This is a genomic window from Paraburkholderia sp. BL10I2N1 (genome assembly GCF_004361815.1).
Taxonomy (GTDB): Bacteria; Pseudomonadota; Gammaproteobacteria; order Burkholderiales; family Burkholderiaceae; genus Paraburkholderia.
Genome location: NZ_SNWA01000001.1, coordinates 320,450 through 342,606 on the forward strand (window position 1 = coordinate 320,450; position 22,157 = coordinate 342,606).

At 62.3% G+C, this 22,157-nt stretch carries 19 protein-coding genes and 1 pseudogene; 11 read left to right on the top strand and 9 right to left on the bottom strand.

The features are described from left to right. The first annotated feature begins 28 nt into the window (after positions 1 to 28). The 7 genes from B0G77_RS01490 to ureG all read left to right on the top strand — a co-directional run bounded on the left by B0G77_RS01490 (position 29) and on the right by ureG (position 5,372). A complete protein-coding gene (locus B0G77_RS01490; RefSeq protein ID WP_133660537.1) occupies positions 29 to 844 on the top strand; it encodes a transporter substrate-binding domain-containing protein in 816 nt (271 codons plus the stop codon). Positions 845 to 1,015: 171 nt separating this feature from the next. Further along, complete coding sequence (gene ureA / locus B0G77_RS01495) at positions 1,016 to 1,318, top strand: urease subunit gamma (protein WP_074266173.1); 303 nt, start codon at positions 1,016 to 1,018, stop codon at positions 1,316 to 1,318. Positions 1,319 to 1,328: 10 nt separating this feature from the next. Next, complete coding sequence (locus B0G77_RS01500; RefSeq protein WP_133660538.1) at positions 1,329 to 1,634, top strand: urease subunit beta; 306 nt, start codon at positions 1,329 to 1,331, stop codon at positions 1,632 to 1,634. Positions 1,635 to 1,684: 50 nt separating this feature from the next. Beyond that, positions 1,685 to 3,391: an urease subunit alpha gene (gene ureC, locus B0G77_RS01505; protein WP_133660539.1), complete on the top strand. Its 1,707-nt coding sequence runs from the start codon at positions 1,685 to 1,687 to the stop codon at positions 3,389 to 3,391. A 1-nt stretch (position 3,392) separates the two neighbouring features. Beyond that, the gene (gene ureE / locus B0G77_RS01510; RefSeq protein ID WP_133660540.1) at positions 3,393 to 4,046 is read left to right on the top strand and encodes an urease accessory protein UreE; all 654 of its coding nucleotides are present in this window, start codon (positions 3,393 to 3,395) and stop codon (positions 4,044 to 4,046) included. Then, positions 4,033 to 4,713 carry an urease accessory UreF family protein gene (locus tag B0G77_RS01515; RefSeq protein WP_133663996.1) on the top strand — a complete coding sequence of 227 codons (681 nt, stop codon included), beginning with the start codon at positions 4,033 to 4,035 and terminating at the stop codon, positions 4,711 to 4,713. Before ureE ends, B0G77_RS01515 begins: the two co-directional genes overlap by 14 nt. A gap of 11 nt (positions 4,714 to 4,724) precedes the next feature. Beyond that, complete coding sequence (gene ureG, locus B0G77_RS01520; RefSeq protein WP_133660541.1) at positions 4,725 to 5,372, top strand: urease accessory protein UreG; 648 nt, start codon at positions 4,725 to 4,727, stop codon at positions 5,370 to 5,372. A gap of 24 nt (positions 5,373 to 5,396) precedes the next feature. Here ureG and waaA read toward each other — a convergent pair whose 3' ends face one another. From waaA to B0G77_RS01540, 4 genes are all read right to left on the bottom strand, one after another. Then, complete coding sequence (gene waaA / locus B0G77_RS01525; RefSeq protein WP_133660542.1) at positions 5,397 to 6,698, bottom strand: lipid IV(A) 3-deoxy-D-manno-octulosonic acid transferase; 1,302 nt, start codon at positions 6,696 to 6,698, stop codon at positions 5,397 to 5,399. A 52-nt stretch (positions 6,699 to 6,750) separates the two neighbouring features. Then, positions 6,751 to 7,635, bottom strand: a complete 885-nt coding sequence (locus B0G77_RS01530) for a Kdo hydroxylase family protein (protein WP_133660543.1) — start codon at positions 7,633 to 7,635, stop codon at positions 6,751 to 6,753. Positions 7,636 to 7,833: 198 nt separating this feature from the next. Continuing rightward, positions 7,834 to 8,835, bottom strand: a complete 1,002-nt coding sequence (waaC, locus tag B0G77_RS01535; protein ID WP_133660544.1) for a lipopolysaccharide heptosyltransferase I — start codon at positions 8,833 to 8,835, stop codon at positions 7,834 to 7,836. A gap of 208 nt (positions 8,836 to 9,043) precedes the next feature. Further along, a complete protein-coding gene (locus B0G77_RS01540) occupies positions 9,044 to 10,438 on the bottom strand; it encodes a phosphomannomutase/phosphoglucomutase (RefSeq protein ID WP_133660545.1) in 1,395 nt (464 codons plus the stop codon). 212 nt (positions 10,439 to 10,650) lie between these two features. Between B0G77_RS01540 and B0G77_RS01545 the strand changes: the two genes are divergently transcribed. Next, positions 10,651 to 11,925 carry an oligosaccharide flippase family protein gene (locus tag B0G77_RS01545; RefSeq protein WP_133660546.1) on the top strand — a complete coding sequence of 425 codons (1,275 nt, stop codon included), beginning with the start codon at positions 10,651 to 10,653 and terminating at the stop codon, positions 11,923 to 11,925. Between the two features lie 56 nt (positions 11,926 to 11,981). Here B0G77_RS01545 and B0G77_RS01550 read toward each other — a convergent pair whose 3' ends face one another. Both B0G77_RS01550 and B0G77_RS44025 read right to left on the bottom strand, forming a co-directional pair. After that, the gene (locus B0G77_RS01550) at positions 11,982 to 12,989 is read right to left on the bottom strand and encodes a transposase (protein ID WP_243750890.1); all 1,008 of its coding nucleotides are present in this window, start codon (positions 12,987 to 12,989) and stop codon (positions 11,982 to 11,984) included. A gap of 47 nt (positions 12,990 to 13,036) precedes the next feature. Then, positions 13,037 to 13,114 (bottom strand): annotated as a pseudogene (locus tag B0G77_RS44025) (helix-turn-helix domain-containing protein); the annotation flags it as partial. Positions 13,115 to 13,335: 221 nt separating this feature from the next. Here B0G77_RS44025 and B0G77_RS01555 point away from each other — a divergent pair. From B0G77_RS01555 to galE, 3 genes are read left to right on the top strand one after another with little or no spacing between them, the layout of a single operon-like run. Then, entirely contained in the window at positions 13,336 to 14,112 is a 777-nt protein-coding gene (locus B0G77_RS01555; protein ID WP_243751090.1) for a glycosyltransferase, read from the top strand. A 39-nt stretch (positions 14,113 to 14,151) separates the two neighbouring features. Continuing rightward, entirely contained in the window at positions 14,152 to 15,300 is a 1,149-nt protein-coding gene (locus B0G77_RS01560) for a glycosyltransferase family 4 protein (RefSeq protein ID WP_133660548.1), read from the top strand. 11 nt (positions 15,301 to 15,311) lie between these two features. Next, positions 15,312 to 16,343, top strand: coding sequence for a UDP-glucose 4-epimerase GalE (galE, locus tag B0G77_RS01565; RefSeq protein WP_133660549.1), 1,032 nt, complete (start codon positions 15,312 to 15,314; stop codon positions 16,341 to 16,343). A gap of 318 nt (positions 16,344 to 16,661) precedes the next feature. Here galE and B0G77_RS01570 read toward each other — a convergent pair whose 3' ends face one another. The 3 genes from B0G77_RS01570 to B0G77_RS44030 all read right to left on the bottom strand — a co-directional run bounded on the left by B0G77_RS01570 (position 16,662) and on the right by B0G77_RS44030 (position 22,067). Continuing rightward, positions 16,662 to 18,266 carry a Fic family protein gene (locus B0G77_RS01570; RefSeq protein ID WP_133660550.1) on the bottom strand — a complete coding sequence of 535 codons (1,605 nt, stop codon included), beginning with the start codon at positions 18,264 to 18,266 and terminating at the stop codon, positions 16,662 to 16,664. Positions 18,267 to 18,416: 150 nt separating this feature from the next. Continuing rightward, complete coding sequence (locus B0G77_RS01575; protein WP_133660551.1) at positions 18,417 to 19,556, bottom strand: IS630 family transposase; 1,140 nt, start codon at positions 19,554 to 19,556, stop codon at positions 18,417 to 18,419. 1,731 nt (positions 19,557 to 21,287) lie between these two features. After that, entirely contained in the window at positions 21,288 to 22,067 is a 780-nt protein-coding gene (locus tag B0G77_RS44030; RefSeq protein WP_243750891.1) for a hypothetical protein, read from the bottom strand. Positions 22,068 to 22,157: the final 90 nt, after the last annotated feature.

Here is a 22,157-nt window from a genome sequence, read left to right on the forward strand (position 1 = left end):
CCGACCGGCCCGTCCGACCTACACGCCCATGAAAAACAAACTCACCCATCCCATCGTCCGTCGCACGCGTCGCGCGTGGCTCGCGGCGCTTCTCGTCTCACCCGCGCTCGCATTCACCGCAACTGCTGCGCATGCCGACGCGCTCGATAACATCGCCAAAGCCGGCGTGCTGAAGGTCGCGGTGCCGGAGGACTATCCGCCGTTCGGCGCAGTCGGCCCCGACATGAAACCGCAGGGCTACGACATCGACACCGCCGCGGTGCTCGCAAAGGCGATGAACGTGAAGCTCGAACTTGTGCCGGTCAACAGCGCGAACCGCATTCCGTATCTGCAGACGAACAAGGTGGATCTCGTGATCTCGTCGCTCGGCAAGACGCCGGAGCGCGAGAAGGTCATCGACTTCTCGACGGCCTACGCGCCGTACTATCAGGGCGTCTTCGGTCCCGCCGACGTCAAGGTGGGCGGGCCGGCGGACCTGACCGGCAAGACCGTCGGCGCGACGCGCGGCGCACTCGAGGAAATCGCCCTCACGCAGATGGCGCCGAACGCCACCATCAAGCGCTTCGAGGACAACAACGCAACCATCGCCGCGTTCCTGTCCGGTCAGGTGCAACTGATCGCGGCGGGCAACATCGTCGCCGCCGCGATCCTCGCGAAGAATCCGCCACGCCGCCCGGAGCCGAAGTTCGTCATCAAGAATTCGCCGTGCTTTGTCGGCCTCAACAAGGGTGAAACGCGACTGCAGCAAAAGGTCGACGCGGCCATCACGACCGCGAAGCAGGACGGCACCCTCAACACGATGTCGAAGAAGTGGTTTGGCGCGCCCCTGCCCGCCGATCTGTAAGCCGCGCGTTAGTTCAGCTTGTCAAGTTGTTCCGTTGCGCTTTATTGTGCGGCATGTCGTTGCCATCGCCACGTCCCACACCAGCACGTTGCAGCAACCATAGCGAAGAACAACCACTGACCGACCACCAGAGCCCGTACCACCGTGCGGGCTCGCTTACGTACCCATCCGATGAAGCTGACACCTCGCGAAAAGGACAAGCTCCTGATCTTCACCGCCGCGCTGCTCGCTGAGCGGCGCCGCGCACGCGGCCTGAAACTGAACTATCCGGAGGCCATCGCGTTCATTTCGGCGGCGCTCATGGAAGCGGCGCGCGACGGCAAGACAGTCGCCGAAGTCATGCACTACGGCACCACGCTCCTCACGCGCGACGACGTCATGGAAGGCGTGCCCGAGATGATTCCCGATATCCAGGTCGAAGCCACCTTCCCGGACGGCACGAAGCTCGTGACCGTCCATCATCCGATCCCGTGAAGGAGCCCGCATGATTCCCGGCGAACTGCTGACCGACGACGGCGAACACGAACTGAACGCAGGCCGCGCCACCATCGTGGTGACAGTGTCGAACACAGGCGACCGCCCTGTGCAGATCGGCTCGCACTATCACTTCTACGAAGTCAATCCGGCCTTGTCGTTTGATCGTGAAAAAGCGCGCGGCTTTCGCCTCAATATCGCGGCCGGCACCGCGGTGCGCTTCGAGCCCGGCCAGGAACGCACCGTCGAGCTGGTCGAACTGGCGGGCGAGCGGGTCGTCTTCGGTTTCAACGGCAAGGTGATGGGCAAGCTCTGAGGCATAGCGCCTCGATTCGATCATCGCACCGATATTTTCCGGATCACACCATGACATTACGCATTGGCCGCCGCGCATACGCGGAGATGTTCGGCCCCACGACCGGCGACCGCGTTCGCCTCGCCGATACCGAACTGCTGATCGAAGTCGAGCGTGACTTCACAACCTACGGCGAAGAAGTCAAATTCGGCGGCGGCAAGGTGATCCGCGACGGCATGGGCCAGTCGCAACGGGTCGCGGCCGACGTCGTCGATACGGTCGTGACGAATGCGGTGATCCTCGATCACTGGGGCATCGTCAAGGCCGATATCGGCATCAAGAACGGCCGCATCGCCGCGATCGGCAAGGCCGGCAATCCGGACATCCAGCCGGGCGTGACGATCGCGATCGGCGCGGCCACCGAAGTGATCGCAGGCGAAGGGTTGATCGTCACCGCGGGCGGCATCGATACGCACATTCACTTCATCAGCCCGCAGCAGATCGACGAAGCGCTCGCGAGCGGCGTCACGACGATGCTGGGCGGCGGCACCGGTCCCGCGACCGGCACAAATGCAACGACCTGCACGCCCGGGCCCTGGCATCTCGAACGGATGCTGCAGGCCGCGGACGGCTATCCGATGAATCTCGGCTTTCTCGGCAAGGGCAACGTGAGCCAGCCGGCGCCGGCCACCGAACAGATCGCTGCCGGTGCGATCGGTCTGAAGCTGCACGAAGACTGGGGCACGACGCCGGCTGCCATCGATAACTGCCTGTCGGTCGCCGACGATACCGACACCCAGGTCGCGATCCACACCGATACGCTGAACGAAGCCGGTTTCGTCGAAGCAACGGTCGCTGCATTCAAGGGCCGCACGATTCACACGTATCACACCGAAGGCGCGGGCGGCGGCCATGCGCCCGACATCATCAAGGTCTGCGGCGAAGCGAACGTGCTGCCGTCGTCGACCAATCCGACGCGCCCGTATACGGTCAACACGCTAGACGAGCATCTCGACATGCTGATGGTGTGCCATCACCTGGACCCGTCGATTGCGGAAGACATCGCGTTTGCCGAATCGCGGATCCGTCGCGAGACGATCGCCGCCGAAGACATCCTGCACGACCTCGGCGCGCTGTCGATGCTGTCGTCAGATTCGCAGGCGATGGGGCGGGTCGGCGAAGTGATCATCCGCACGTGGCAGACGGCGCACAAGATGAAGGTGCAGCGTGGCGCGCTGCCCGAAGATACGGGGCGTAACGATAACTTCCGCGCAAAGCGCTATGTCGCGAAGTACACGATCAATCCAGCCATCACACACGGCATCTCGCATGAAGTCGGTTCGATCGAACCGGGCAAGTGGGCTGATCTGGTGTTCTGGGAGCCGGCGTTCTTCGGCATCAAGCCGTCGCTGATTCTGAAGGGCGGCATGATCGCGATGGCGCAGATGGGCGACCCGAACGCGTCGATTCCGACGCCGCAACCGGTCCATTATCGCGACATGTTCGCGACGCGTGGTGGCGCTTTGGGCCGCACTTCGCTGACTTTCGTATCGCAGATGGCCGCCGACGCAGGCATTGCCCAGCGCTATGGCCTCAGCAAGCGTATCGTTGCAGTGAAGAACTGCCGCAACATCTCCAAGGCGGACATGATCCACAACGCGTGGCGGCCTTCGATCACGGTCGACCCTGAAACGTATGAAGTTGTCGCGGACGGCCAGTTGCTGACCTGCGAACCCGCCACCGTGCTGCCGATGGCACAACGCTATTTCCTTTTCTGACATGCGCACGATAAACAAACGCATCGACCCGCACATCAAGCTCGCTGCCGTGCTGGTGAAGCGCGCGCCGACGCTGACGCTCGCGTTCGATGCTCGCTGCAAAAGCCGTCTGGCGGCGACACTGGATAACGGCGAAGAGGTGGCATTGCTGTTGCCGCGCGGCTCGGTGCTGCGCGATGGCGACGTACTCGTTGCGCAGGATGGCGGACTGGTGCGTGTGGTGGCCGCCGCGGAAGAAGTGCTGTACGTACGTGCTCCCGACCGGCTCACGCTCACGCGCGCGGCGTATCACCTCGGCAATCGTCATACGCCCGTCGAAGTGGGCGACGACTACCTGAAGCTCGAATTCGATCCGGTGCTCGCGGATATGTTGAAGCGCCTCGGCGCGATGGTGGATCAGGTGTCGATGCCGTTCCAGCCGGAAACCGGAGCATACGGCGGTGGCCATAAGCACGGCCACGACGAGACGTTCGCCGAAGACTACGCCATCGCGCAGCAGGTGTTCGATGAACATCACGGGCACGGACATTCGCACGATCATGACCATGGGCATTCGCATGCACATGATCACCCGCACGATCACCAGCACGACCACGATCACGACGACTGCGATTCGTCCTGCGGACATACACATCATCACCATGCGCATCGCTGAACTCACGGCGCTGTTGCATCTGGCGTCGCCAGCCCTGCCGATTGGCGCGTTCAGCTATTCGCAGGGACTCGAAGCGGCGATCGAAGCGCAACTCATCACCGATGCGCACGGCTCACGTGAATGGATCGCGAGCGGTCTGACGAACGTGCTTGCTCGCGGCGAGTTGCCATTTCTCGCGCATCAAATCGGGCGTTGGCGCGCCCACGACGTCGCAGCCCTCGTCGAAGGCAACGTGGAATTCCTCGCGAGCCGCGAATCCGCCGAACTGCGACGCGAGACCGGGCAGATGGGCTGGTCGTTGCGACAGCTGTGCACATCGCTCGAATGGGGCGACGCCGACAGGCGCGCGACGCTCGCTTCGATGACGCCGGTCGCGCAACCGACGGCGTTCGCGTTTGCCGCCTATGCGCACGGCGTGGCGGATGACGCCGCCCTCGCGGCCTACGCGTTCAGCTGGGTCGAAAACCAGGCCGCCGCGGCGCTAAAAGCCGTGCCGCTCGGGCAGCTTGCCGGCCAGCGCATCATCGTCGCGTTGCGCGAGCGCATCGACGAAGCGGTAGCGCGCGCGCTCGCGACGCCGCCTCAGGACATCAACACCTTCGCGCCGCAGCTCGGCATTCTGTCGGCGCGTCACGAGTCGCAATATTCGCGGCTCTTCCGCTCATAAGCTCAGCCACCATGAACGCACCTCAGCACCCCAGCATCAAACGTACGAAGAAACTGCCGCCGCTGCGCGTGGGCGTAGGCGGCCCGGTCGGCTCCGGCAAGACGACGCTGCTCGAAATGCTCTGCAAGGCGATGCGCGAGCGCTACGACCTCGTCGCGATCACCAACGATATCTACACGAAAGAAGACCAGCGTTTGCTGACGATCGCCGGCGCGTTGCCGGCCGAGCGGATCATGGGCGTCGAAACGGGCGGCTGTCCGCATACGGCGATCCGGGAAGACGCATCGATCAACCTGGAGGCCGTCGACCGCATGCTGACGCGCTTTCCCGATGCCGACATCGTGTTCATCGAATCGGGAGGCGACAACCTCGCGGCCACCTTCAGCCCGGAGCTGTCGGACCTGACGATCTACGTGATCGACGTGGCGGGCGGCGAGAAGATTCCGCGCAAGGGCGGACCAGGAATCACGAAGTCGGACCTGCTCGTGATCAACAAGACGGATCTCGCGCCGATGGTCGGCGCGAATCTGGACGTGATGGCATCGGACGCGAAGAAGATGCGCGGCGAACGGCCCTTCGTGATGTGCAACCTGAAAGCACTCGATGGACTCGCCGACGTCATCGCTTTCATCGAGAAGAAAGGGTTGCTGACGGTCTAGCCCATTGCAGCAACCCGACAACGTTCAGGCCTGCGGCAGGAGCGTCGTCAACACATCGACGGTTCTTGCCGTCGCGCCGCGATGGCGCGCGGCAAATGCCGACGCAGCGCCGCTCATCGCGATGCGGCGCGACCTGTCTTCGAAGAGTTCACACAGCACACGTGCAAGATCGGCTGGATCCTGCACCTGCACCGCCGCGCCCGCGGCCACCGCATCAGCGGTCGCCTGCGTGAAGTTGAATACGTGCGGCCCGATCAGCACGGGTACACCTACCGCACACGCTTCGATCAGGTTCTGGCCGCCCAGCGGCAACAGGCTGCCGCCGATGAACGCCAGATCCGACGCTGCGTAATACGCGCCCAGCTCACCCATCGAATCGCCAAGCAGCACGGTGATATCGCGCGGCAACGGATCGATCGTCTGCCCGGAAGCCGCGGCGCCTGCCGGCGTCCACTTCGAGCGCCGCATAAGACGCAGACCGGTCTTCTGAACCAGTGAAGCGACTTCGTTGAAACGCTGCGGATGCCGGGGCACGAGAATCAACAGCGCATCCTCGACATTGAGCGCGGCGAATGCCTGCAACACGAGCGCTTCCTCGCCTTCGCGCGTGCTCGCAGCCACCCAGACCGGACGCGGGCCGATGGCCGCCCGCCAGGCATGGCCGCGCGCCGCGAGTTCCGGCGGCGTGCTCATATCGAACTTGAGGTTACCCAGCACCGCGACATTGCGCGCACCAAGCGCGGTCAGACGCTCCGCGTCGGATGGACTCTGCGCCAGCACGCGGGCAAAGCCGCCGAACACTTGGCGCGTTCCGCCGCCGAACTTCGCGGCACGACGGTACGAACGCTGTGACATCCGCGCATTGGTCAGCACGAGCGGCACGTCGGCGCGGCGGCATTCGTCGATGAGCGTCGGCCACACTTCGGTTTCCATGACGATACCCAGCGAGGGCCGCCACGCACGCAGAAAGCGCCTCACCGCATGCGGCATGTCGTACGGCAGATAGCTGCGCAACACACGGTCGCCGAATATCTCCTCGCCGGTCGCGCGTCCGCTCGGCGTCATGTGCGTGAGCAGGATGCGGGCATCGGGCCGCGCCTTCATCAGCGCTTCGATCAGCGGCTGTGCGGCGCGCGTCTCGCCCACCGATACCGCATGCACCCAGATGAGCGGCGTGCCGTCCTCCGGCAGACGGCCGCGGGTACGGCCGAAGCGTTCGCCGATATGCTCACGATAACCGCGCTCGCGACGCGAACGGATCAGAAGCCGCAGCACGGCGAGAGGCGCAACGATCCACCAGAGCGCGTTATAGATGACTCTCAGCATTCAGCCCCCGGGTGGAGGCGAAGCACGCCATACGGTGCAAAACGGGCCGCGCTCAAACCAGCGCCCTGCCCTTCAGGCGTTCGAGGATGCCCAGCGGCGCGCACTCGGGCTGCGCCATGGCCTTGACCGGCAGGAAGAACGTCTGCTCCAGCATGAACTGACCGGACATGACCGCGTGCGACGTCTGGTCGGAGAAGCAGACCCAGACGCTGCCAGGCGGAAACGGCATGGTCTCCTGCGGGCTCGCCTTCTGATAGGCGAGGTCGGCCTTCATGCCGTCGTGCAGGTTCAGCATCAGGTGGTCGTACTCGCTGCGCCGCGACTTGGTCACCTGCAGCAGGTTCAAAAGCCATGCGGAACCAGGCGCCTGCGGCTTGATCTTCGGCAGGAAACGCTTCGCCATGTCTTCGAACGGTTCGCCGACACGCCACACACGCGGCGCGCCATGCGGGTTCACGTTCGTGAAGACGCGCAAAATGCGCTCGCCGTAGTTCGGACGGGACGGAAACGCGTCGACGTGCAGACGGCTGTCGTCCTTACGCCACGACGTCTGACGCGTTTCGACCTGATGCAGACGCAGGCTCGTGGGCGCGACGCGCAGTTTGCCGTCGTACTCGGGAAAGAGTCCGTCGACGAGCGTGCGCGCGTTCGTTTGATAACGCGCGATCAATGCCCGCACGGCCGATTGCGTAACCGCGTCGCCCAGTACGCCGTGAAGCGCGCCGCCATTCGGCTCGAGGCTGATGTTCTTGCGTTTCGGATCGGCCAGCGCAGGGTCGAGCAGCGCCTGCTCACCGCCTTCGACCGCAAAGCGCAGGTTCGGGAAATACAGCACCTTGCCGCGTTCGACGCCGGCGATCAGCGTCTCGCGCGGGACGGACAGGTTGCCGCCGTGCCAGTCGGCGGTTGCGACTTCGATGATCTGTGATTGGTTCATGGTCGCCCTTTGAAGCGGGTTGAGCGTAGCGTGTTGTCTGACGTGGCGGCGTTGCGTCTGCGCGGCGCGCTCCTGGTGCGGCATTCCACGTGTGGCGGACAACGAGCGGTCGCTCGTGTTCGCCCATTTCACGCAGCGCGCCTTGAAACGCGGTGCAGCGATTCCAGCGGCCGCGCACAGCGGCAGCCGCCGCGCCCGTTACAGCAGGCCGAAACCGGCCAGCGTGGACTTCACCTCTTGCAGCGTCGGCGGCTTGCCGGCCGTGCCGAGATTGACGACATTCGGCGACCAGTAACCGCCGGTGCGCCACGCGGTGGCGAAATTGTACAACTCGACCGTCGGCCGCTTCAGCGCCGCCGCGATGTGGACCAGACCTGTGTCAACCCCAACGGTCGCCGCGGCCCCATCGATCAGCCCGACGACAGCCGGCAACGACAGCCGCGGCGGCACGATCGCCGCGGCGCCGAATTCACGCGCGAGCCGCTCACTGGTCTCGCGTTCGGCGTCGCTGCCCCACGGCAGAACGATCGACGCGCCACGCCGCACCAGCGACTGGCCCAGTTCGATCCACGCGGTATCCGGCCACTGCTTGTCGGTCCGCGACGTGGCGTGCACGAACACCACGTAAGGCACGGGAAGATTCAGCCCGAGCGCGGACAGCGCCAGCGACGCGCGGCGCGTGTCGAGGCCGAAGTCGATATCGTCGGTAGGCTGCGGCATGGGTGCGCCGAGCGCACCCGCGACCAGCTGGCGCGTCCGCTCGACGACATGCGTGCGCGGCGGAACCGGCACGCGCCGGCCATAGAAAAAGCGCACCGGCCATTCAAAGCCCGCGCCGTCCGTACGGTTCGCGAGACCCACGAGCGGCCCGCGCGCCCAGCTGGCGACCCACGCGGTCTTGATGAGCCCCTGGCAGTCGATCACCAGATCGTACTTTTCGGCGGCGAGCGCACGGCGAAACGCGCTGATTTCGCGCCAGTTCTCCAGCGAAAACAGCCGCTTGCGCCAGCGACGCAGCGAAAACGGGATGGCCCGGCGCACCCCGTCGACCAGTTCCACGAGGTCGATGAAGCTTTCTTCGACGAGCCAGTCGATCTGCGCATCAGGATGCCGGCGGCGGATATCGGCAATCACGGGCATGTTGTGGACGACGTCGCCTAGCGACGACACCCTCACGATCAGGATCTTTTGTACGCTCAAGTGGAAAATGCCGGCAAAGCCGCTCGAAGGGGCATGAACAGGAGCGCAATTCTATCGCGACGGGTCGGGAAACACGCTCATAAACCCGGACACGATACGAAAAAACGCGGCGCGATGGCGCGAGCCATGCGCCGCGTCCGACGGCGGTGTCATCACGGGCGAGGTGCAACCCGCCCGGCATGCCGCGCGTCTGACCGTTGTCTGCCGCCTAGAACGGCAGTTTTGCGTCGGCCTTCTCGGCGAGGATCACGCGCCGGAAGTCTTCCTGAATGCGCGCAAGCGCGGCGTCGTTATCGGCCTCGAAGCGCATCACGACCACCGGCGTCGTGTTCGACGAGCGCGCGAGACCAAACCCGTCCGGATACTCGACGCGCAGGCCGTCGATCGTCACGACATCGTCGGCGCCAGTGAACTTCGCGTTCTTCTGCATGCGGGCGATGAGTTCGAAGTTCTCGCCCTCTTCCAGCTTCAGTTGCAGCTCCGGCGTGGAATGCGAATTCGGCAGGCTGTTCAGCAGCTTGCTCGGGTCGGCCACGCGCGCGAGGATCTCGAGGAGACGCGCCCCCGTGTACAAGCCATCGTCGAAGCCGTACCAGCGGTCCTTGAAGAACACGTGGCCGCTCATTTCGCCCGCGAGCGGCGCGCCGGTTTCACGCAGCTTCGCCTTCACGAGCGAGTGGCCGGTCTTCCACATCAGCGGCTCGCCGCCTTTTTCACGCACCCATTTCGCGAGATTGCGCGTGCACTTCACGTCATAGATGATCTGCGCGCCCTTGTTGCGGGACAGCACTTCTTCGGCAAACAGCATCAGCTGACGGTCCGGATAGATGATCTGGCCGTCTTTGGTGACGACGCCGAGACGATCGCCGTCGCCATCGAAGGCGAAACCGATTTCGGCATCGGTTTCCTTCAGGGCGCGGATCACATCCTGCAGGTTTTCCGGGTGGGCCGGGTCCGGGTGGTGATTCGGGAAGTTGCCGTCGATCTCCGTGAACAGTTCCACGAGTTCGCAGCCGAGCTTCCTGAAAAGACGCGGAGCGAGCCCGCCCGCCACGCCGTTGCCGGTATCGACGACGATCTTCAGCGGCCGGGCCAGCTTGATATCGCTGGCGATGCGGTCGAGATACGCGTCCGCGATATCGTAGTCGGTGTAGCCTCCACTGCCCTCGCTGAAGTTTTCGTCGACGATGCGCTGATGCAGCGCCAGAATCTGGTCGCCATAAATGGCCGCGCCGCGCAGGACCATCTTGAAGCCGTTGTAGTCGGGCGGATTGTGGCTGCCGGTGACGACGATGCACGAATCCACGCGGCGCTCGCCGCCTGCGAGCTTGAGCGGCACGCTCGCGGCAAAGTAGCCGACCGGCGTCGGCACCATGCCGACGTTGACGACGTCCACGCCTGCTGCGCGCAGACCGTCGGAGAGCGCGGCGATAAGCTCAGGGCCTGACAGACGGCCGTCACGGGCCACGACGACCGCATCGCCGCCCTGCGCACGCACTTCGCTGCCGAACGCACGGCCGATCGAACGGGCGGTGTCGGCGTCCAGCGTCTTGCCGATCACGCCGCGGATGTCATACGCCTTGAAAATCGATTTGGAGATCATGAATTCGCTCACTTGCGTGCAATGGAAAAAATTGACCCGGAAATAACGGAGCCTCTACGGAGCCTCTCTACGGAGTCTCGACTGGTCCTCGCATCGCACCCTTGCCGGAAGCCTTCCGGTTCCAACTTATAATTGCGGTTTTTCGGACACGCCTATCTGGCGCCTATTCTAATGCTTAGACGCCTTCCTCTCATAAAGTTGCCGCGACCTGGATGCTGACGCTCAAGCGCTTTGCCAATCCGGATGTGACCAAAGCGGTCGCCAATATCGTCTGGCTGGGACTGGAACGGCTCACGCAGATCGCCGTCGCGATCGTGATCAGTGGCTTGCTGGCCCGCTATTTTGGCCCGGACACCTTCGGCAAATGGCAATACGCCAATACGCTGCTGCTCGTTCTCTCGCCGGTTACCTGGGTCTGCGGCGCGGAAATTCTCGTACCGACCATCGTCAAACGCCCTCCTGCGCAACTGGGCACCGTGCTGGGCAGCGCGTTTGCGCTGCGGATCTCCGTCTCCGTCGCGGCGTTGCTGCTTACCTGGTGCGGCATTGCGGCCGGGATCGCGATGGACCTGACCGATCCGCTCGTCGGCGCAATGCTCGCGGGTCTTGCCGTGACGATGCTGTTTCGCGAGCCGTTTGTCGGCGTAATTAACGCGTGGCTGCAAAGCATGACGTACAGCAAGCCGCAATTGCGGACGAGCATGACGACGGCTATCGTGAAGGCCGCGCTCGTCTATCTGCTCGTGCGCGCGGCCTCGGCGCCATCGCACTTCGGCTGGCTGTGGGCACTCGAATCGGCGGCCATCAGCGCGATATTGCTCGCGTACTTTATGCGGCAGCATAACGGCAAGCTCGGCTGGCACGTCGAGCGCAGCCTTTTCCGCCATTTCGCGACCGCCGGCACCGTATTCTGGCTCGGCCTGATCTGCATGTACCTGTTCCTGAAGCTCGACCGGCTGATGCTCGAGCGCGCGATCTCGTTTGCCGATCTCGGGCGCTATTCGGCCGCGCAACAGCTGAACGAGAACTGGATCACCCTTGCCCTCATGCTCGCGCAGACACTCGCACCGGCTTTCGTCTATCGCGTGCAGGACGCGGCGCACCTGCGCCGCAATATGTGGCGGTTGATGGGGATGACCGCGCTGCTGATGACCGGCGGGGCACTCGTTCTCGATCTGCTGGCCGGTTTTATCATCAGCCGCGTGTTCGGCCCGGCCTTCGATGACGCGATCGGGATTTTCCGCTGGGCCGTGTGGCTCTCCGTACCGGCCGGCATCGAGGCAATCGGTAATCTGGTCGTGCTTAAATACCAGGCGAAATTTGTCCTGCTGTCGAAGTGGCTGCTGGCGCTTGCCGTGGCCTTCGTGATCAATCTGCTGACGATTCCGCATCTTGGCGCGTATGGCGCGCTCGTCGGACTCGCCGGCGGCTATCTGGCCGCCACCGCAGTCAATCTCTATTACATCCGCTTCAAGCTGCGCCCTTGACTGCTCCCCTTCCTAAAGAAAAGGGGATTCCCACTTCGCGGAGCCCAGCCTATGCCTCAAAGAGACACGGGACTTACAGCCTCTCCATGGGCTGACACCGCCAGTCCGGCGGCCAGAACATTACGCGCAGCGTTGACGTCGCGATCGTGGATCGACCCGCATTCCGGGCAGTTCCATGCACGGATCTTCAACGACATTTTGGCGACGGTGTACCCGCAATCACTGCATCGCTTGCTGGAGGGATACCAGCGGTCGATACCGATCAGCGTGCGCCCATGCCACCGCGCCTTGTACTCCAGTTGCCGTGTGAACTCGGACCAGCCCGCATCGCTGATCGACTTCGACAGGCAACGGTTCTTCTGCATGTTCCTGACCGACAGGCTTTCGATGGCGATCACCTGGTTTTCGTTGATCAACCGGGTCGAAAGTTTGTGCAGGAAGTCCCTGCGGGCGTCTGCCGTCCTGGCATGCATGCGTGCAACTTTGAGCCTCGCCTTCCTGCGATTGGTCGAGCCCTTTTGCTTCTTCGCAAGGCGCCGCGACAACTTTGCGAGCTTCGCCTCGTTCTTGCGGAACACGTTCGGCGCGGCAATCTTCTCGCCAGTCGACAGAATGGCGAAATGGGTAAGCCCCAGGTCGACGCCGATCTTTCCTGCGGCGACCGGGCGCGCGCTCACCACTTCGTCGCAAAGCATTGAGACGTGGTATCGGCCCCCCGTGTCCTTCGAAACGGTGACCGTCGTTACCTTTGCGCCCCTGGGGATCGCGCGTGACCAGCGGATCGCGAGCGGCGCATCCATCTTCGCCAGCCTGAGCGCGGCGCCGTCCCACCTGAAAGCGCTCGTGGTGTATTCGGCCGACTGCGGGCCATCCTTGCGCCTGAAAGTGGGGTACTTCGCACGCCTGGCGAAAAGTTGGCGAACGCGGTTTGCAGGTGCCGAAGCGCCTGCTGCACCGGCACCGAACTCACTTCGTTCAGCCAGGCGTGCTCTTCGGTCTTTTTGAGCGCCGTCAACGCCGCGGAGGTCTCGTGATAACCCATGCGTTCCTGCCGCCCATACCACGCATCGGTGCGTTGCCGGAGCATGTGGTTATAGGCGAAGCGTGCGCATCCAAACGTCCGGGCAAGAATCACTTCCTGCCCGGGCGTCGGATAGAACCGGAATCGGTATGCACGCTTGATGTCCATTCTTCACACAATACCATGGATATGTGCGTTAATTGGAGCACGGGAGCAACGTCAAAACCGTCTCCTTACCTCCCCGGCCTGAAGGCCGAGGTTTCTCCGAGACACTGATGAACTCATTCCTGCCTTCGTCCGCGTCCTCATCCGGGTCCCTTCCGGGATCCTCAGCAGCGCGGCTCACGAACACGTCACGCGACGGCGCGCTCGACGACGTCGCCGTGCTGATGCCCGCCTACAACGGCCAGGCTGACGTCGATCGCACGCTCGCGTCGTTCAGCGAAGCTGCGCCGGTTCACGTACTGATCGTCGATGACGGCAGCACGCCGCCGATCGTCGCGCCTCGCCTGCCGAACATGTCGATCGAGGTGCTGCGCATGCCGCAAAACGGCGGCATCGAACGCGCGCTGCAAGCCGGCATCGATGCGCTTCACGAGCGCGGCTATCGCTACGCCGCGCGCATCGACGCGGGCGATCTCACGGTGCCGCACCGGCTTGCGAAGCAGCGCGCGTATCTCGAAGCGCACCCGCAGGTCGCGGGCCTCGGCATGTGGACCCAGGTCGTCACGCGCGATGGCCTGCCGCTCTTCGTGCTGCGCCCGCCTGTCGAACCCGACGCGATCCGCCGCATCCGCTTTTTCCGTGCGTGTTTCGTGCATCCGTCGATGATGCTGCGTATCGACGCCGTGCGGGCTGTGGGCAACTATCGCGCGGCGTATCGCTCTGCCGAAGATCTCGATCTGTTCCTGCGCCTGATGGAGCGCCATGACTGTGCGAACCTGCCGGAACTCGGCCTCTATTACGAGCTGAACGAAGGCGGCATCAGCGCGACGAAACGCCGGCAACAGGTCACCTCGACGCTCAGGCTGCAACTGCACTACTTCAACGCGAAGAATGTCTATGACTGGCTCGGCCTCGCGAAAAACCTAGTGCATTTCGTGATGCCGTATCGCACGTTGCAACGTATCAAGCGCGTTCTGTTCGCGCCTCGCACGGGCCGCTGAATCGTGTCGCCACACACTCTCCTTTCCGATGAAGTTTGCATGAAGCCCGTCAGCGAATCCGCCAGCGCCCTTCGCATCAGCCTCGTCTGCAATACGGCGTGGGCGATTTATACCTACCGGCAGGGGCTGATCCGCATGCTCGTCGGCAAGGGGGTCGAGGTCACGGTGATCGCGCCGCGCGACCGCACCTTCGATCTGCTCGCGCAGATGGGTTGCCGCTGCATCGACCTGCCGGTGGCCTCGAAGGGCACGAGTCCGCGCGAGGATCTGCGCACGCTGTGGGCACTGTACCGGCACTACCGTTCGATCCGGCCGCATGTCGTGATTCACTACACGATCAAACCCAATATCTATGGCACCATCGCGGCAAGACTGGCGGGCGTCGATTCGGTCGCCGTGACGACCGGTCTCGGCTATGTGTTCATTCAGCAGAGCCGCGCGGCGCAGGTTGCCAAAAAGCTGTACCGTTTCGCTTTCCGGTTCCCGCGAGAGGTCTGGTTCCTGAATCGCGACGACAAGGCCGCTTTCGTCGACCAGAACCTGCTTGTTCATCCCGAGCGCGCGCGACTGCTGCACGGCGAGGGAGTTGATCTCGAGCAGTTCGCATTCACGCCGCTCGATGAGAAGACACATTTCGATTTCGTACTCATCGGGCGGCTCCTGTGGGACAAGGGCGTCGGCGAGTATGTCGAGGCCGCGAGACGGCTGCGATCGCGTTATCCGCAGGCGCGCTTCCGTCTGCTTGGGCCGGTCGGCGTGGATAATCCCAGCGCGATCACGCGCGCCGAAGTCGAGGCATGGGAGCGCGAAGGCATCATCGAGTATCTGGGTGAGGCGCATGATGTGCGGCCTTTTATTGCCGATGCTGACTGCGTGGTTTTGCCGTCGTATCGTGAAGGCGTGCCTCGCACGCTGATGGAAGCATCGGCGATGGGTCGCCCGATCGTCACCACCGATGTGCCGGGATGCCGCGAAGTGGTCGCGGATGGCGTAAATGGCTTGCTGTGCGAGGTGAAAAGCGCGAAGAGTCTCGCCGCGAAGCTCGCACAGATGCTGGACATGAACGGCGATGAACGCCGGGCAATGGGAGAACGTGGCCGCGAGAAAGTCACGTCGGAGTTCGACGAACGCATGGTGGTCGAACGATACAAAGAACTTTTGCAGACCTTGACGGGCGTTTCACTTTAACGGAGCACAGCATGTCAGCAACAGAAGCGAAGGGCACGATTCTGGTCACAGGTGGAGCAGGTTTCATCGGCTCCCATACGTGCGTCGAATTGTTGAACGGCGGCTACGACGTGGTCGTGATCGACAATCTCGTCAACAGCAATCGCGAGTCGCTCGCGCGGGTCGAACGGATCACCGGCAAGACCGTCGCGTTCTACGAAGCTGATGTGCGCGATGAAGGCACGCTGAAGCGCATTTTCGACACGCATCCTGTCACCGGTGCGATTCACTTCGCAGCGTTGAAGGCGGTTGGCGAATCCGTCGCGAAACCCATCGAGTACTACCGTAACAACGTCGACAGCCTGCTCGTGCTGCTCGACGTGATGCGTCAACGCAATGTGAAGCAGTTTGTGTTCAGTTCGTCGGCGACCGTGTATGGCGTGCCGAAAAGCTCGCCGATCGACGAATCGTTTCCGCTTTCCGCGACGAATCCTTATGGACAGTCGAAGCTGATCGCCGAACAGGTGCTGCGCGATCTCGAGGTTTCGGATCCGGGCTGGCGCATCGCAACGCTGCGCTATTTCAATCCGGTCGGCGCACATGAGAGCGGATTGATCGGTGAAGATCCGGCCGGCATTCCGAACAACCTGATGCCGTATGTCGCGCAGGTGGCTGTCGGCAAGCTCGAGAAGCTGCGCGTATTCGGCGGCGACTACCCCACGCCTGACGGCACCGGCGTGCGTGACTACATTCATGTGGTCGACCTGGCGCGCGGGCACCTGGCCGCACTCGATGCGCTGGTAAAGCGCGATGCGAGCTTCGTCGTGAATCTGGGTACGGGCCAGGGGTATAGCGTGCTCGACGTGGTGCGCGCGTTCGAGAAAGCGTCCAGCAGACCGGTGCCGTATGAAATCGTCGCTCGTCGTCCGGGCGACGTGGCTTCATGTTTCGCGGACCCTCGCGCGGCTGAAAAGATCATCGGCTGGCGCGCACAGTACGGCATCGAGCGGATGTGCGCGGATCACTGGCGCTGGCAGGAGCAGAATCCAAAGGGGTTCGCCTGACCGGCCTGCGGGTTGACGGCGCGTCAGCGCAAACAGAGGGGCGCCGGGACGCGTCCGCCCCGGCGGGTCACCCACACCTGAAACGAAACGAATCGAACGGCTGGCCGACCGGGCCAGCCCTTCACTGAGCGTGTTGATGGGTAGCCAGGCCCAGCAAGGCTGATTCGAGGCGAAGACCAAATCTCCGCGCTTTCTTGTACAAATGCCCGCAAACGTTTAAGAAAATTTTTCGCTATCGGGATGCGCGGAAAGCCCCGTCCCTGGGAGCGGGGAGAACGTTAAAGGCTCCGCCCGATTGCCCGTCGGGCAGTGAGGCCGTCAGACCGTAGGCGCTGTCCAATTGCCCGCTTCTGGGCGCTGGGTAATACGCTCGACGGGTGTCGCTGCCTGTTTTGATATCAGACTGCAAAGCAGGTTGGCGAACGGTTCGATATTGCCATAGGTGCTGGCTTGTTCGAGCGCGTCCAGATAAGCCTTGCGCGACTGGACGGTCACGATTGTCCACGGGTAGCCGCCCGTGGTCAGCATGAAGTTCATGACGAATCGTGACAACCGTCCGTTACCATCCATGTACGGGTGAATGAAAACGAAAATGAAGTGGCCCAGCACGGCTCTGACGCCGGGGTGGTCTTCGCTTTCAAGCAGGTCCATCAAAGCTGGCATGCACGCTCGTACGGCCTCCGGAGAGGGGGGCACGTGGAGGGCGTTACGGATGAAAACCTGACTGTTGCGAAAGCCGGCCAGGTCTCCTGCCTTGAGAATACCGGCCTGCACACTCGGCGAAAAAAGCGTCACGTACCATTGAAAGAAATCGGCGCTGAAGGCTTCAGCCGGTTCCAGCCCTTCTTTCACCACGCGGCCGATGAGCGCCTTGACGTGGCTGTGCGTTTCCGCGTAACCCTTTGCTGCCATGGCGCCCCGGGTCTGCCGGTCCTCCGGGTGCGTGAGAGGGCTCCACTGGCCATTGCGGACCTTTTCGATGAGCTCCGCGCTGACCCGGTAGCCTTCTATGGACAGCGAATGGTAGGCGTCCGCGACGTACCGGGCGGCAATGTCCGAGACCAGGCTGTCTGCATCAGGTAATTCCCGCCTCGGAACGTTCTCAAACCGCGTGAGGACAATCTCGCGCATGGTTGACCACATCGCCATGATGCGTAGGACGTAGGGGGATTCGTTGTGTCGTCCGTTGATTTGCGCAAGAGGCCGCTCGAACGGATTGTTCGCCGTTGTCGTGTACATCGCGGCCTTCATGGTGGTGAGCAACTGGTTTGCATCGGCCGTGCGTCCTACGGCCCTGAGCGCGCCGGCCAGCCGGCCCGCAACCAGGCTGTGCCCTCCCTCGAGCAGGCGTGCGATGAGCAGCGAGATGTCGACTTGTCGCATCGCAATCTGGGCGGCCATCTCATGCTGAGTGAAGAACGTCGGGCTGACGCGAATCAGCGCGTCAGGCAACGGCATAAGCAGTAGCCCTCTGGCGTCCGGGGCTCGCGAGGCGACGAGTTGGGATTCCGAGATGCGGTAGAGAAACAGGGAGCAACCGTGCGGTAGTTCCTGCATCTGGTTGTTGGCCTTCGGTGACTGCAACTGCAGCTGTTTCGCAATGCTGGTGTGACCGCTGTGCTTCAGAACCGACAGTTCGGCGCTGAGTTGCCAGTCGTCATCGAAGCGCGACTTGGCGTACGCCGCGACAAAGACCTCCATGTTGGCGTACCAGTGAGTCGAATCGCCGTCAGCATCCTCTGGATTGTTCGCGAGATACCATCCCTGGATGACCTGCTTCAGGAACCCGGCCTTAACCAGTCGTTCCCGATGAGTGCGAGTGAGCGAGCGCATGGCCGAAGGTTGGAACGCCCGAAAGCCTTGGTCCTGCAACGCCTTGAATACCTTCAGAGAGTCCGCCAGCTTTTCGTTGGGTGCCGCCATTTTGTTGGCCCAGGTAAGTTCACTACTTTTGCGCCATAGTATATCACTAAAACTGCGTCGCTCAATGACACTACTTTTATGTCACTCAATATCACTACTATTTTGCTGTCCGATACAACTAGTAGATCGTTGCATCAAAGTCGTTACATATTAAGCCACGCCGAGGTCGACCTTTTTCCAGCGGAAGACAACCGGTGAGGCATTGAATTCCTCGATGCCCCTCAGAATGCGCTCCTTCAGTTCATCGATCGATTTGACCCGGATGTGGCGAAGGAAAGTGCGGGCCATTTTGGAGAAGGTGCATTCGACCAGATTAAGCCAGGAGCCATGCTTGGGTGTGTGAACGTACTCGAAGCGCCCGGGGCGCGAGGCGAGATAGGCCATGGTCTGCCTGGAGATGTGGGCCGAATGGTTGTCCAGCACCACGCGGATGATGGCCTCGCTCGGATAGTACTCGTCCAGGCGCTTGAGCAGCGCGATGAACTCCACACTGCGGTGGCGGTCCTCGACGTTGGCGAAGATGTGACCCGAGTGCAAGTCGATTCCGGCGAGAATCGATACCGTGCCCCGACGCACATACTCGTAGTCGCGCCCGACGGTTGATGCCTTGCCCGGTACCGGGGGCAGATCCGGCGCGGTCAATCCGATCGCCTGAATACCCGGCTTCTCGTCGACGCTGACGGTATAGATGGGGTTGGGTCGCGCATCATGAACGGCGCCCTCCCGGTAGATCGAGACATCCCGGTAGACCATCAGGACTTCCTGCATCTTGCGGTCAAACTCCGGGTCCCGTTTTTCCAGGTAGTAGCGAATCTTGTGGGGCTTGATCTCGTTCTCGTTGAGGATGCGCCACACGGTGCTCTTGCCAGCGTTGGCCAGGCGAGCGAATCCAGCGGCCTCGGCTCCTTCAGATACAAACCGCGCCAGTGCGGAGATGCTCCACAACTCGGCCGCCAGGCCCTGATCCTTGGGCTTGGTGCACGCGATGCTCACCACCCAGGCTTTGGCTTCATCGCTGATCTCGGGTTCATGCGGCCGGTGGTACCTGTCTTTCAAACCCGCTTGCACACCTGCTGCCAGCGCCTTGTCAACGCTGCGATAGATCATCGGACGACTGAACCCGAGCTGGCGTTGCAGCTCCGTGATCGAAGTGCCCGCGGCGTAGCCCAACAGCACCTTCGCCCGTTCGACTTCGCGCGCGGGCGCTGTCCTCGATCCAGCAAGTTCCTTGAGCGTCGTCGTCTGCTCCGGTGTAAGCACCAGCGCCGCACGTTTGGACTTCCTCGCCATCGTCACCTCCGTCAAGAGTTGCGAACGAAACGAGGCTATTATCGCTTATTTAGTAACTGTATTGATGGAACGAACTACTAGTATTTTGCAGGATAGCCAGGGCCCCGTTGATACAAGGGGTTCGGCACATCGGGTAGCTTCGGATGGGGTGATTGAAGTGCCTTTATACGGCCAGCCCTCGACGCTCATAGAAATGGACCCACTTGTGCTCACCTGAGCGTACCCATCCGGTGCGCAGTACTTCGTGAAGGAGCTCGAGCGTCGGGAGCGAGAAGGTTTGCGGACAGGTTGGTGGGTTGGACGGGTTCCGGTGGCTTGCTTGCCTGTAGGGCCACGAACTGTGCAGTGACTAGTGGGGGATGAGCCGACGAACGGATGGGGGATCGCGGCGAACGGCGACGGCGTCTGGGCTGACCTCGCAAAGCGGGGCCATGATGTGACGCCCTGGAGCCGGGTCAAGGGGGGCGGAAGCCCAGCGAAGCGGGCCCTTGGCGCGGCGCAGGGGCAATACGCTGGAGCATGGCTGTGAGCGCGGCATTGGGCGCCCACAGCCATGCGGACAGCAACGCGCAACAACGAGGCGATCCTTGTTCGCGTAATGTCCGTCACAGGCTTACCGTGTAAGGCTGGTATTAACCATCATTAACATAGGCATCCTAACTATTTCAGCCGATATGAACGCTTCCGCGACGTCGTCCGTGTGCGCGGCGCTGGTTTTAGCGCGGCCGCCGGCACAGCCATCTAATTGCTTGATTTTATTGAGAATTGCTTGTGCAATTCAGAACCTGCGCATCGGCGTTGGCGCGCGCCAACGGGCTTGATCTATCCGCAACCCCACGCCGACGACCAGCAGACTTCGCGCACGCTGGCAAGACAGCCACGTGAGTCAGCGCGCAAAATAATTGCTGCTGCCTCGTCATTAACTGTCGTCGTAGCACCGGCAAACATCAGCATATCGCCGCGACCCGGCAATGAGTTCTTTGGCGATCAAGCAAGGTTAACTTTTAGGTGATGTTGACCTCTTTGGCAAGAGGTTGATCGCAATATTTTGGTCGTACAGCCAATCGTGCGGCAGCCGAATGGGTCATTTTCCGTGAGCAGACGTGGGTCAATTCCCGTGAGCGTCAAGGGCCAGCAGACACATAAGGGTGGCCGAGTACAACTGTGTAGAACGACCAAAGTGTCGGGCTCATCAATGGAGTTCGAAGATATTTTAGTGAGCCTCTCCCCCGCGCCGACGCCGCGCGAGGCGACGTAGTCGCTGTTCTGGTGGCAATCTGGGCTCTGGATGTTCTTCTGGGGCGCTCAATGATTTGACCTACCGTCTTCTTGAAGGCTACGTTTTTCGGTTCACCTTGGAGCCGGTTCGCCGCTTGCAGGCCAGGCGCGTGGTCCGCATTCTTCGCAAGCGCACAAAGCTCCTGGACAGAATGAATCGGGTTGAAGTAAAGGCGACCGTAGGGCGCCATAAAAGGCGCACCTGCATCTCGCTGAAAATCAACCACTTTCAAGTTAGCGCGCCATAAAGGCCCGGCGACCCTGTCTAACTTGGTGAGACTAGGCTACGAACGCGCCAAAGTTAGTGCGACCGAAAAATGGACGCGGCCAGTCCTTTGCCAGCGTCGGCAACCGGCCAGTTCCGGCCATTCGCGTGCCGGAAAGGACAGCCATTTAACCGTCTGCTCCACCCAAACTGCAGACGTCGGTCAACGCGACGGTCGCGATGCCCCATCAGTTTAGAGGACTCGATAAAATGACTTGCGGATATGACGGCAGCCGGATCATGCGATGGGGCACGACAATCAGCGGGTCTTGCCAGGACAGCCTCGTGAGTTTCACTGCGGCCAGGCGATCTGGTACGGTCGCTACTCGTGTCGTCAAAGATAGTGGAAAGATCGGAAATGGCCGCCGCCCAGACTGGCGCTCGGCGACCTTGACTTTGCGCCTGCCTGCCGTTGCGGCTTCTTCGATTCGCGCCAGCACACGCCTGCCGGACTCCACCACTGTGGCATCGTGCGTCATCTGATAGCGCACGATCATCCCTTCCACACACAGCATCGCCTCTGCTGCCACGGGGGCCGGCGACTGCAGGCCAAGCCGGCTGGCCAGCCCGGCGATGAACTGTTCCACTGCCTGTTTGTGCGAAACCGCCTGCTGCAGGTGACCCGGATCGCCCGTGGACCCGGCCTCCACAACCACATTGATGAAGGAGCAGCCGCGATAGTCCTCCTGGGCAAACCACTCGCCCAGTGCGTCAGCAATCGCGGACAACCCGGCCCGCTCGGCAAAGCGCGCTTCCACCGTTTCGACGAACCAGCGTATCCAGAAATCATGGCGCCAGTCCAGGAATGCCGCGATGAGTTCGTCCTTCGAGGCCGCACAGGCAAGGGTGGAAGGGGAACGGAAAAAGGAAGATTCTGAGAGGGCGACTACTATCGGGACGCCCCCTTGAAATGCAGCTTTGCCAACCGTCGACCGCAGGTCGCACGTATGCGACTGACAAGCTGTCAAGAGTATCTACGAGATCTAATCCTGGAAACAGTCAATCACCGGCCCCGACGGAAACGGGACCTAACAGAGATGCCTTGCGGCCCATTTGTC

Excerpts from the sequence above, each read along its gene's own strand:
- B0G77_RS01490 (WP_133660537.1), top strand. The coding sequence starts at position 29 with ATGAAAAACAAACTCACCCATCCCATCGTCCGTCGCACGCGTCGCGCG.
- ureA (WP_074266173.1), top strand. The coding sequence starts at position 1,016 with ATGAAGCTGACACCTCGCGAAAAGGACAAGCTCCTGATCTTCACCGCC.
- B0G77_RS01500 (WP_133660538.1), top strand. The coding sequence starts at position 1,329 with ATGATTCCCGGCGAACTGCTGACCGACGACGGCGAACACGAACTGAAC.
- ureC (WP_133660539.1), top strand. The coding sequence starts at position 1,685 with ATGACATTACGCATTGGCCGCCGCGCATACGCGGAGATGTTCGGCCCC.
- ureE (WP_133660540.1), top strand. The coding sequence starts at position 3,393 with ATGCGCACGATAAACAAACGCATCGACCCGCACATCAAGCTCGCTGCC.
- B0G77_RS01515 (WP_133663996.1), top strand. The coding sequence starts at position 4,033 with ATGCGCATCGCTGAACTCACGGCGCTGTTGCATCTGGCGTCGCCAGCC.
- ureG (WP_133660541.1), top strand. The coding sequence starts at position 4,725 with ATGAACGCACCTCAGCACCCCAGCATCAAACGTACGAAGAAACTGCCG.
- waaA (WP_133660542.1), bottom strand. The coding sequence starts at position 6,698 with ATGCTGAGAGTCATCTATAACGCGCTCTGGTGGATCGTTGCGCCTCTC.
- B0G77_RS01530 (WP_133660543.1), bottom strand. The coding sequence starts at position 7,635 with ATGAACCAATCACAGATCATCGAAGTCGCAACCGCCGACTGGCACGGC.
- B0G77_RS01540 (WP_133660545.1), bottom strand. The coding sequence starts at position 10,438 with ATGATCTCCAAATCGATTTTCAAGGCGTATGACATCCGCGGCGTGATC.
- B0G77_RS01545 (WP_133660546.1), top strand. The coding sequence starts at position 10,651 with ATGCTGACGCTCAAGCGCTTTGCCAATCCGGATGTGACCAAAGCGGTC.
- B0G77_RS01555 (WP_243751090.1), top strand. The coding sequence starts at position 13,336 with ATGCCCGCCTACAACGGCCAGGCTGACGTCGATCGCACGCTCGCGTCG.
- B0G77_RS01560 (WP_133660548.1), top strand. The coding sequence starts at position 14,152 with ATGAAGCCCGTCAGCGAATCCGCCAGCGCCCTTCGCATCAGCCTCGTC.
- galE (WP_133660549.1), top strand. The coding sequence starts at position 15,312 with ATGTCAGCAACAGAAGCGAAGGGCACGATTCTGGTCACAGGTGGAGCA.
- B0G77_RS01570 (WP_133660550.1), bottom strand. The coding sequence starts at position 18,266 with ATGGCGGCACCCAACGAAAAGCTGGCGGACTCTCTGAAGGTATTCAAG.
- B0G77_RS01575 (WP_133660551.1), bottom strand. The coding sequence starts at position 19,556 with ATGGCGAGGAAGTCCAAACGTGCGGCGCTGGTGCTTACACCGGAGCAG.